This window comes from Streptomyces longwoodensis (assembly GCF_001514125.1).
Lineage (GTDB): Bacteria > Actinomycetota > Actinomycetes > Streptomycetales > Streptomycetaceae > Streptomyces > Streptomyces longwoodensis.
The window spans coordinates 583,086-592,704 of record NZ_KQ948549.1 but is presented as its reverse complement, the minus strand read 5'-3'; the positions used below and the strand labels follow the sequence as shown (position 1 = coordinate 592,704).

Sequence of the window (9,619 nt, the reverse complement as noted above, 5' to 3'; positions counted from 1 at the left end):
CCCTGCCCGGCTCGCCGATCCTCTACTACGGCGACGAGATCGGCATGGGCGACAACATCTGGCTCGGCGACCGCGACGCGGTGCGCACCCCGATGCAGTGGACCCCCGACCGCAACGCCGGCTTCTCCTCGTGCGATCCCGGCCGCCTCTACCTGCCCACGATCATGGACCCGGTCCACGGCTACCAGGTCACCAACGTCGAGGCGTCCATGAGCAGCCCCTCCTCGCTGCTGCACTGGACCCGCCGCATGATCGAGATCCGCAAGCAGAACCCCGCCTTCGGCCTCGGCAGCTACACGGAACTGCACTCCTCCAACGCCGCGGTGCTGGCCTTCCTGCGCGAGTACGAGGACGACCTCGTGCTGTGCGTGCACAACTTCTCCCGCTTCGCCCAGCCCACCGAACTCGACCTGCGCCGCTTCGACGGCCGCCACCCGGTCGAGCTGTTCGGCGGGGTGCGCTTCCCCGCCATCGGTGAGCTGCCCTACCTGCTCACCCTGGCGGGCCACGGCTTCTACTGGTTCCGGCTCGCCCGAGTCGCATCCCGCACCGGCCGGCGCGTGTGAGCGTGCGCCGGGGAAAGGACGCGTCACCATGCCGAAGACCACACCGCTGATGACGAGAACGCCCGTCGGTACCCGTACCATCGGGCCGCTGGGCGCCTTGCTGCGCGAGTGGCTGCCGGGTCAGCGCTGGTTCGCCGGCAAGGACCGGCCGGTCACCGACCTGCGGCTGCTGTCCATGACGGAGCTGTACCCGGGCTGTCTGCACGTGCTGATCCAGGCCGGGCACCAGAGCGTCCCGCCGCCCGTCGGGGCCGCCCCCACCGGGGACTGCTACCAGCTGCTGCTGGGCCTGCAACAACACCTGTCGCCGCGGCTGGGGCGGGCGATGATCGGCCGCGTGGCCGAGGGACCGCTCGCCGGGTACACGGTGTACGACGCGCTCCAGGACCCGCGCTCCACCCAGCTCCTGCTGGAGCGGATGCGGCACCCGGGCGCCCTCGGCCCGCTGGTGTTCGAGGCGCACCCCGAGGCGCCGCCGGTGCCCGCCGGCCTCGCGCCGCGGCTGCTGGAGGCCGAGCAGTCCAACACCTCCCTGGTGTACGGGGACGCGTTCATCCTGAAGGTGTTCCGGCGGATCCAGGCGGGGGTGAACCCCGACCTGGAGGTGCCGGTCGCGCTGGCCGGGCAGGGCTGCGCCCAGGTGCCCGCGCCGGTCGCCTGGTTCCGCACGACGCACCCGCAGGAGGCGACGCTGGGCGTGCTCCAGCCGTTCCTGCCGGACGCCTCGGACGGGTGGACGCTGGCGCTCGACGCGCTCGGCCGCGGGGACGACTTCACCACCGAGGCGCACGCCCTCGGCCGGGCCACGGCCGAGGTGCACCTCGCGCTGGCGGCCGCCTTCCCGCTCGGCCCCGAGGGCGAGAACGGGCCGCTGGCGGCCGCGATGACCGAACGGCTGGAGGCCGCCGCGCACCACGTGGCGGCCCTGCGGCCCTACGTGCCCGGACTGAGGACCGCGTTCGCGGCGCTCGGCTCCTGCGACCCGGGCCCGCCCGCCCAGCGCATCCACGGCGACCTGCACCTGGGACAGGTGCTGCGCGCCGGACGCGAGTGGTTCGTCATCGACTTCGAGGGCGAGCCGTCCCGCCCGCTGGCCGAGCGGTGCAGCGCCCACTCCCCCGTGCGGGACATCGCCGGGATGCTGCGCTCCTTCGACTACGCGGCCCGGCAGCGGCGTCCCTGGCGCCCGGAGTGGGCCCGCCGCTGCCGGGAGGCGTTCTGCGCCGGCTACGCCGCCCGGGCCGGCTGGGACCCGCGCAAGAAGCACGCCCTGCTGCGCGCCCACGAGACCGACCGGGCGGTCTACGAAGTGCTGTACGAGGCCCGGCACCGGCCCGACTGGCTGGCGGTGCCGATGGCCGCGATCGAACGACTCGCCGTCCGAGGAGGATGACCCGTGGCTCTGCGTGACACGTCCCCGCCCGAGGGCGCCGGCCCGGTCCCGACCCGGACCGCGCCGCTTGACCCGACCGGCCGTGCCCGCCTCCTGGCGGGCGAGCACCACGATCCGCACGCCGTGCTGGGCGCCCACCCGGTGCCCGGCGGGGTCGTCTTCCGGGCGCTGCGCCCGTTCGCGCGGGCGGTGAGCGTCGTCGTCGACGGCGCGCCCGTGCCGCTCGCCTCCGAGGGCGACGGCTTCTTCTCCGTCGTCCTGCCGCTGGACGCAGTGCCCGCCTACACCCTGCGGGTGGCGTACGACGGCCCGGAGCAGGAGACGCACGACCCGTACCGCTTCCTGCCCGCACTGGGCGAGCTCGACCTGCACCTGGTCCGCGAGGGGCGGCACGAGCAGCTGTGGACGGCGCTCGGCGCCCAGCCGATGACCCACCAGGGGGTGACCGGCACCCGGTTCACCGTGTGGGCGCCCAACGCCCGCGGGGTCCGGGTCACCGGCGACTTCTGCTGCTGGGACGGGACCGCGTTCCCGATGCGCTCGATGGGCGCCTCCGGCGTCTGGGAGCTGTTCCTGCCGGGGATCGGCGAGGGCACCCGGTACAAGTTCGAGATCACCTCCCGCCACGGGGGCCGGTTCCTCAAGGCGGACCCGATGGCGCGGCGCGCGGAGGTGCCGCCGGACACGGCGTCGATCGTGCACGTCTCGCGCTACGAGTGGGGCGACGCCGACTGGCTGGCGCACCGCGGCCAGGTGCCCGTGCACGAGGCCCCGTTCTCCGTGTACGAGGTCCACCTGCCGTCCTGGCGTCCCGGTCTGACGTACCGCGAACTCGCCGAGGAGCTGCCCGCGTACGTCAGGGAACTCGGCTTCACGCACGTGGAGTTCATGCCGGTCGCCCACCACCCCTTCAGCGGCTCCTGGGGCTACCAGATCACCGGCTTCTACGCGCCGACGGCCCGCCTGGGCTCCCCGGACGACCTGAAGTTCCTGATCGACGCCCTGCACCGGGAGGGCATCGGCGTGATCATGGACTGGGTGCCGGCCCACTTCCCCAAGGACGACTGGGCGCTGGCCCGCTTCGACGGGGACCCGCTGTACGAGCCCGGGGACGAGCGGCGGGCCGAGCACCCGGACTGGGGCACCTTCGAGTTCGACTTCGGGCGCACCGAGGTGCGCAACTTCCTGGTCGCGAACGCCACGTACTGGTGCGAGGAGTTCCACATCGACGGGCTGCGCGTGGACGCGGTCGCCTCGATGCTCTACCTCGACTACTCGCGCGACTCCGGCCAGTGGTCCCCGAACGTGTTCGGCGGCCGCGAGGACCTGGACGCGGTGGCGTTCCTGCAGGAGATGAACGCCACGGTGTACCGGCGCAACCCGGGCGTGGTGACCATCGCGGAGGAGTCCACCGCGTGGGACGGGGTGACCCGGCCGACGGACGGCGGCGGGCTGGGCTTCGGGCTGAAGTGGAACATGGGCTGGATGCACGACTCGCTCCAGTACATGAGCCACGAGCCGGTGCACCGCAAGTACCACCACCACGAGATGACCTTCGCGATGGTGTACGCGTACAGCGAGAACTACGTGCTGCCCATCAGCCACGACGAGGTGGTCCACGGCAAGCAGGCCCTGGTGTCGAAGATGCCCGGCGACTGGTGGCAGCAGCGCGCCAACCACCGCGCCTACCTCGGCTTCATGTGGTCCCACCCGGGCAAGCAACTGCTTTTCATGGGGCAGGAGTTCGCCCAGGGCGCCGAGTGGTCCGAGGCGCACGGCCCGGACTGGTGGCTGCTCGACCCGGCCTACGGCGCCGAGGCCGACCACCGCGGCGTACGGGACCTGGTCCGCGACCTCAACGCGCTGTACCGGGCCACCCCGGCCCTGTGGCAGCGCGACACCGACCCGGCGGGCTTCCGCTGGGTGGCCTGCGACGCCGCCGAGGACAACGTGTACGCCTTCCTGCGCTTCGCCGCCGACGGGGCGCCGCTGCTGGCGGTCAGCAACTTCTCGCCCGTCGTGCGCCACGACTACGCCCTGCCCGTGGGGGACGAGGTCACCGCGTGGCAGGAGGTGCTGAATACCGACGCGGCCCGCTACGGCGGCGGCGACGTCACCTGCCCCGACCCGGTGAAGCCGGAGGACGGACGCATCCGGCTCACCCTGCCGCCGCTGGCGACGGTGTGGCTGGCGCCCGCCGTGTGAACGCGGCCCGGGCGGGAAGGCGGGTGCGTACGACCAGCGGGAGAAAGGCTGCAACGCGTGCGCACCGTCGGAGTGGAGGAGGAGCTCCTCCTGGTGGACCCGGACAGCGGCGATCCGAGGGCGATGTCCGCCGCCGTCCTGGCCCGGGCCGCCCGGGCAGCCGGGGACCAGGAGGAGAACGGCACCGAGGGCAACGACAGCGACAGCGGTGAGGCCGCCGGGGACGCCGACGACGTCTTCGAGAAGGAACTCCACGAGCAGATGCTGGAGTTCGCCACCCAGCCGCAGTCCTCGATGGCCGAGCTGGCGGCGGAGATCGTCCGGTGCCGCGCCGAGGCGTCCCGGCTCGCGCGGGAGACCGGGTGCGAGGTGGCCGCGCTGGCCTCGTCCCCGCTGCCGGTGCAGCCGTCGGTGGCCATGGGGCGGCGCTACCGGTGGATGGAGGAGCAGTACGGCATCGCCACCCGGGAGCAGATGGTGTGCGGCTGCCACGTCCACGTGTCCGTGGACTCCGACGAGGAGGGCGTGGCGGTCGTGGACCGCATCCGGCCCTGGCTGTCGGTGCTGACCGCGCTCAGCGCGAACTCGCCGTTCTGGCAGGGCAAGGAGACCGGCTACCAGAGCTACCGCAGCCGGGTCTGGCAGCGGTGGCCCTCGGCCGGACCGACCGAGCTGTTCGGCACGCCGGAGCGCTACCACCGCCGGGTGGCCGACATGGTGGCCACGGGCACGATCCTCGACGACGGCATGATCTACTTCGACGCCCGGCTGTCCCCGCGCTACCCCACGGTGGAGGTCCGGGTGTCCGACGTCTGCCTGGAGCCCGGCACCCCCGTGCTGATCGCCGCCCTGGTCCGGGGGCTCGTGGAGACGGCCGCGCGCGAGTGGCGGGCCGGCCGCGAGCCGGTGGACCACAGCGTGAGCCTGCTGCGCCTCGCCGGCTGGCAGGCGGCCCGCTCCGGGCTGACCGGCGAGCTGCTGCACCCGGCCACCATGCGCCGCGCCCCGGTGAAGACGGTCGTACGGGCGCTGCTGGACCACGTCGGGGAGGCACTGTCCGACCACGGCGACCTCGACCGGGTGGAGTCCTCCTGCGCCGAGCTGCTCGCGCACGGCAACGGTGCCCAGGTGCAGCGGGAGGTGTGGGAGCGCACCGGCGGCAACCTGCGCGAGGTGGTCGCCGAGTGCGTGCGGCGCACCCAGGGCTGAGCGCGCGGCACGCCCCCCGCCGGCCGGCGCGGCGGACGACGGCTGCTCAGAGGGCCAGGACGAGGGCGTAGGCGAGGAAGAACGCGGCGACCAGCACGCACAGCCCGATGATGATCACCAGCGGGCCCTTGGCCCAGCCCGTGGTCGGGTTGTGCGTCTCCAGCGGGCCCGCCTCCGGCATGCTGCTCTCGGCCGGCGGGGTCTCGCCCGGGGGCACGCCGCCACCGGGTTCCAGTCCGGTGGTGCGCTCGGGCTCGGGGTCGGGGTTGATGTGCGTCATGCGGTCCGAGTCCCCCGATCCGGGCAGGATCACCGCCCCCGGATCATCCGCTCGGATTACTTGTCCGTTCCCGGCCACAAGTGGTCCCACCTCGGCTACATTCGACCAGCGCCGACAACGGTCCAGGTCGGCCGCGTGCCACCCCGTTCCCGTCAGGAGCACCGCATGCGCGACACCGCGATGGCTCCCCCAGCCGCCCCGCCCCTGACGGCGGGTCTCGCCGACAGCGTGTTCGAGACGGCGGCCCGCACGCCCACGCTCCCGGTCCTCGCCCGCCGGCGCCCGGGGACGGCGGGGTGGCAGGAGGTGACCGCCGTCGAGCTGCGCGACGAGGTGGTCGACCTCGCCAAGGGGTTCGTCGCCTCGGGGATCTCGCCCGGCCACCGTGTCGCCATCATGGCCCGCACCCGGTACGAGTGGACGGTGCTCAGCTACGCCCTGTGGGCCCTGGGCGCCGAGATCGTGCCGATCTACCCGACGTCCTCGCGCGACCAGGTCGCCCACATCCTGCGCGACTCCGGCTGCGTCGGAGTGGTCGTGGAGGACGAGCAGAGCGTGATGACGGTCGGCTCGGTGTGCGCCTCGCTGCCCGCGCTGCGGCACGTGTGGCAGCTGGACTCCGGCGCCCTCGAGGAGCTCGCCCGGCGCGGTGAGCACATCCCGCTCACCACGGTGGACTCGCTGCGCCGGATCGTGCTGCCGGACTCCACCGCCGCGGTGGCCTACACCTCCGGCACCTCCGGCCGCCCCCTGGGCTGTGCGCTGAGCCACCGCGGACTGGCGAGCCCCTGCGACACCCTGCTCGCGGGCTGGGGGCACACCGCGGCGCCGCCCGGCGAGCAGCCGTCGGTCCTCGCCTTCCTGCCGTTCTCGCACGTCTACGGGCTGATGATCCAGGGGCTGTGCGTGCGCGGCGGCATCCTCATGGGCCACGAGCCCGACCTCGGCCAGGAGGCGCTGGTCGCGGCGCTGGCGTCGTTCCGGCCGACCTACCTGTACGCCGTGCCGTCGGTCTACGAGAAGATCTACAAGAACTTCCTGCGCGCCGCCCAGCAGGCCGGCCGGGGCGCGCTGTTCGAGCGGGCCGCGCAGACCGCGCGGGACTTCGCCACCGCCGTCGAGCGGCAGCGCCTGGGCCGCGGCTCGGGACCGGGGCTCGACCTGCGGCTGCAGCACGCCGTGTTCGAGCGGACGGTGTACCGCAAGCTGCGCGCCGCGCTCGGCGGGCGGGTGCACCGCGCCACGTCCGGCGGCTCACCGCTGCACCGGGACCTGTCCCTGTTCTACGAGGGCATCGGCATCTACGTCCATGACGGCTACGGGCTCACCGAGACCAGCGGCGGCGTCACCATGCAGCCGCTGGGCCGGGAGCGGTCCGGGACGGTCGGGCAGGCGCTGCCGGGCACGGAGATCCGGGTGGCCGACGACGGGGAGATCCTGGTGCGCGGCCCGTCGGTGTTCCAGGGCTACGTCAACGACGACGGCGCCACCCGGGCCGCACTGCGCGGCGGCTGGCTGGCCACCGGGGACCTCGGGCACCTGGACGGGGACGGCTACCTGACGATCACCGGCCGCAAGAAGGACGTCATCATCACCAGCAGCGGCAAGAGCGTCTCGCCGGCCCTGCTGGAGCAGCGGCTGCGCATGCACCCCCTGGTGCACCAGGCGGTCGTCGTGGGCGACAACCGGCCCTGCGTCGGCGCGCTGATCACCCTGGACCCGGACTTCCTGGCGCACTGGCGCGGAGGGCTGATGCTCCAGGGCGACGCGCCGAGCCGCGAGGCCCGCGAGGAGAACGCGCTGCGCGACGAGCTGGGCCGGGCCGTCGCCGCCGCCAACAGCGCGGTGTCCCGCTCGGAGTCGATCCGGGTCTTCCGGGTGCTGCCCCAGCCGTTCGACCAGGCCAACGGCCTGCTGACCCCGTCGATGAAGCTGCGCCGCGACTCGATCGTCCAGCACTACGCCGGCGAGATCGACGCGATGTACGCGGTCCGCCGTCCACTGCCCCGGCAGGGCCCGCCGGAGGAGGTCCTCGCCTGGGACGACGCGGACGACGTGTTCCGCTGAGTCCGGGCCGGTCGGTGCCCCTCACGTCCCGGGCGCACTCCGTCGGCGTACGCCCGGGTGTGGCGCCCGGGGCGGCTGGTGTACGGTGCCGCCCTCGTACAGGACGCGTAGGCCACGCGGGCCCGGGAACCCTGAAGGTGGTCACGGACAGTTCTGTAGGAGAAAGGACGCCGGCCCGCCCCGCGGGCCGCACCACGACATGGCGATCGAGCCGAACAGGGGAGACGAACTGACCTCCTGGGGACCGCAGCCCCGTACGGTACGTTTCGCGGGCGAGCCGCACGACGTGACGGGCGCGCGGATGGCCGCGGAGGAGTTCCTGCACGACCTGACGCGGGCCGTGCCGCCCTCCGCCGAGGAGTACTGGCACGACATCCTGCTGATCGTGGACGAGCTGACGTCGAACGCGGTCCAGTACGCGCCGGGTCCCTTCGAACTGCACCTGCGCCGGACGTTCGACGGGGTGCACGTCACGGTCCACGACACGAGCCCCACGCTTCCCGCGCCGCGGCCCTTCCGGCCGGACAGCGGGGCGGGCGGCATCGGCTGGCACCTGGTGCACACGCTGTGCCGGCAGGTCAGCGTGGTGCCCACCGACGGGGGCAAGGACATCCACGTGTTCCTGCCGTGGTGAGAGCCGGCCTGGGGACGGCGAGTGGGGGTGACGGCCGGGCGCGCCGCTCAGGCGTGTCCGGCCGAGGCGTCCTCGGAGGCGGACGAGGACCCGGCGGAGCCGCCGCGGGCGCGTGCCGGCCCGGTCGGGTCCTGGGCCAGGGCCGGGCGCAGCGGCACGCGCACGGTGATCGTCTTCCCGCCCCTCGGCCGGTGCCGGACGGTGACCTCTTCGGCGAGGCGGTTGATCAACGGCCAGCCGTAGCCGTTGCCACCGTGGGTGCTGGGGAAGCCGCCGACGCCGTACGCGCCGTCGGGGACGGCGTCGCTGCGGTCGCCCACCGCCAGCCGGACACCGTCCCGCTCGACCGTCACCTCGAAGTCCGTCAGTCCCCCGCCGTGGCGGACGGCGTTCGTGACCATCTCGGAGACGACGAGCGACAGGTCGATCAGGTCCTCCTCGCGGGGCCGCTCACCGGCCGCGCCCCACGCCTCCTCCACCACCGCCCGCGCGTGGGCGCGGGCGGACGCGGCGGTCGCTCCGGTCGGCGGGACGGGCGAGGGCACCCGGGCCGTGAGGTCGCCCGGGCCCCTGCCGCCCTCGTCCCGCGGACGCGTCGCGCGGGTCACGCGGGTGTGGTTCCGCGCGCCGCCAGCCGGGCGTAGTACTCACCGACCGCCGACAGGTAGTCCTGGTTCCTGGTCTCGCTGTCGGTACGGAACCGCGGGGCGTCCTTGACCTGGTCCCTGGTGCAGGCCAGGGTCACGCGCCGCTCCGCCGGGTCGACGGAGGTGACCGCGCCCACCGGCACCACGGCGCTGCGGCCGAACACCCAGACGCCGGTGTCGACGACCAGGTGGCGCATGCCGTGGGGCGCCGCCTCCCGGTCCACGTGGCCGACGGTGCCGTCGGCGGCCTCGACCGTCCAGCCCGTCAGGTCCTGCTCCTCGGTCCGGCCGCTGTCCACCGTGTACGACCACAGTGCGAGCATCGTCACGCTGCTCCCTCCTCGCGTCTCTCAGCACCAAATACCCTGACACGGCTGGCCCATTCGGCTCCGGGCGCCCGTGGCGCCCCGGGCCCGGGCGGCCCCGTGCCCAGTTCCCGCAGGGCGCGGGGCGGCTGGACGGCCCCTTCGGGTGGCTTTGTCGGGTACACGCGCGAAACCCCGTCGCATACCCTGTTCCTGTCTCCGTATGCACGGCGTCCACCTCCCGGTCCAGCGCGGTCCGGAAGGTGACGCGCGGCTTTGTTCCGGGCCCGATCCGCGGGTTAGCCTGCGGCGT

Annotated in this window: 9 protein-coding genes; 6 read left to right on the top strand and 3 right to left on the bottom strand. The window is 73.8% G+C overall.

Going from position 1 to position 9,619, the window contains the following annotated elements:
- The 4 genes from AQJ30_RS02670 to AQJ30_RS02655 all read left to right on the top strand — a co-directional run.
- Nucleotides 1-566: alpha-glucosidase C-terminal domain-containing protein (locus tag AQJ30_RS02670; RefSeq protein ID WP_079083733.1), on the top strand; the 566-nt coding region annotated here is incomplete at its 5' end.
- Between the two features lie 28 nt (nt 567-594).
- Nucleotides 595-1,959, top strand: a complete 1,365-nt coding sequence (locus AQJ30_RS02665; protein WP_067228160.1) for a maltokinase N-terminal cap-like domain-containing protein — start codon at nt 595-597, stop codon at nt 1,957-1,959.
- Nucleotides 1,960-1,962: 3 nt separating this feature from the next.
- A complete protein-coding gene (glgB, locus tag AQJ30_RS02660) occupies nt 1,963-4,164 on the top strand; it encodes a 1,4-alpha-glucan branching enzyme (RefSeq protein WP_067228158.1) in 2,202 nt (733 codons plus the stop codon).
- A 57-nt stretch (nt 4,165-4,221) separates the two neighbouring features.
- On the top strand, nt 4,222-5,373 hold the full coding sequence (locus tag AQJ30_RS02655; RefSeq protein ID WP_067228157.1) for a glutamate--cysteine ligase 2: 1,152 nt from the start codon (nt 4,222-4,224) through the stop codon (nt 5,371-5,373).
- Between the two features lie 46 nt (nt 5,374-5,419).
- Here the strand turns inward: AQJ30_RS02655 and AQJ30_RS02650 are convergent, their stop codons facing one another.
- Nucleotides 5,420-5,653, bottom strand: coding sequence for a DUF6480 family protein (locus AQJ30_RS02650; protein ID WP_067228907.1), 234 nt, complete (start codon nt 5,651-5,653; stop codon nt 5,420-5,422).
- Between the two features lie 165 nt (nt 5,654-5,818).
- On the opposite strand from AQJ30_RS02650, the gene AQJ30_RS02645 reads away from it, so the two are divergent.
- Both AQJ30_RS02645 and AQJ30_RS02640 read left to right on the top strand, forming a co-directional pair.
- Nucleotides 5,819-7,720: an AMP-dependent synthetase/ligase gene (locus AQJ30_RS02645; RefSeq protein ID WP_067228155.1), complete on the top strand. Its 1,902-nt coding sequence runs from the start codon at nt 5,819-5,821 to the stop codon at nt 7,718-7,720.
- A 199-nt stretch (nt 7,721-7,919) separates the two neighbouring features.
- A complete protein-coding gene (locus AQJ30_RS02640; RefSeq protein ID WP_067228154.1) occupies nt 7,920-8,354 on the top strand; it encodes an ATP-binding protein in 435 nt (144 codons plus the stop codon).
- A gap of 47 nt (nt 8,355-8,401) precedes the next feature.
- On the opposite strand, the gene AQJ30_RS02635 is transcribed toward AQJ30_RS02640, so the two are convergent.
- A complete protein-coding gene (locus AQJ30_RS02635) occupies nt 8,402-8,962 on the bottom strand; it encodes an ATP-binding protein (protein ID WP_067228152.1) in 561 nt (186 codons plus the stop codon).
- Nucleotides 8,959-9,324 carry a PRC-barrel domain containing protein gene (locus AQJ30_RS02630; protein WP_425424124.1) on the bottom strand — a complete coding sequence of 122 codons (366 nt, stop codon included), beginning with the start codon at nt 9,322-9,324 and terminating at the stop codon, nt 8,959-8,961. The genes AQJ30_RS02635 and AQJ30_RS02630 overlap by 4 nt, the downstream gene beginning before the upstream one ends.
- Between the last annotated feature and the right edge of the window lie 295 nt (nt 9,325-9,619).

Excerpts from the sequence above, each read along its gene's own strand:
- AQJ30_RS02665 (WP_067228160.1), top strand. The coding sequence starts at position 595 with ATGCCGAAGACCACACCGCTGATGACGAGAACGCCCGTCGGTACCCGT.
- AQJ30_RS02650 (WP_067228907.1), bottom strand. The coding sequence starts at position 5,653 with ATGACGCACATCAACCCCGACCCCGAGCCCGAGCGCACCACCGGACTG.
- AQJ30_RS02645 (WP_067228155.1), top strand. The coding sequence starts at position 5,819 with ATGCGCGACACCGCGATGGCTCCCCCAGCCGCCCCGCCCCTGACGGCG.
- AQJ30_RS02640 (WP_067228154.1), top strand. The coding sequence starts at position 7,920 with ATGGCGATCGAGCCGAACAGGGGAGACGAACTGACCTCCTGGGGACCG.
- AQJ30_RS02630 (WP_425424124.1), bottom strand. The coding sequence starts at position 9,324 with ATGCTCGCACTGTGGTCGTACACGGTGGACAGCGGCCGGACCGAGGAG.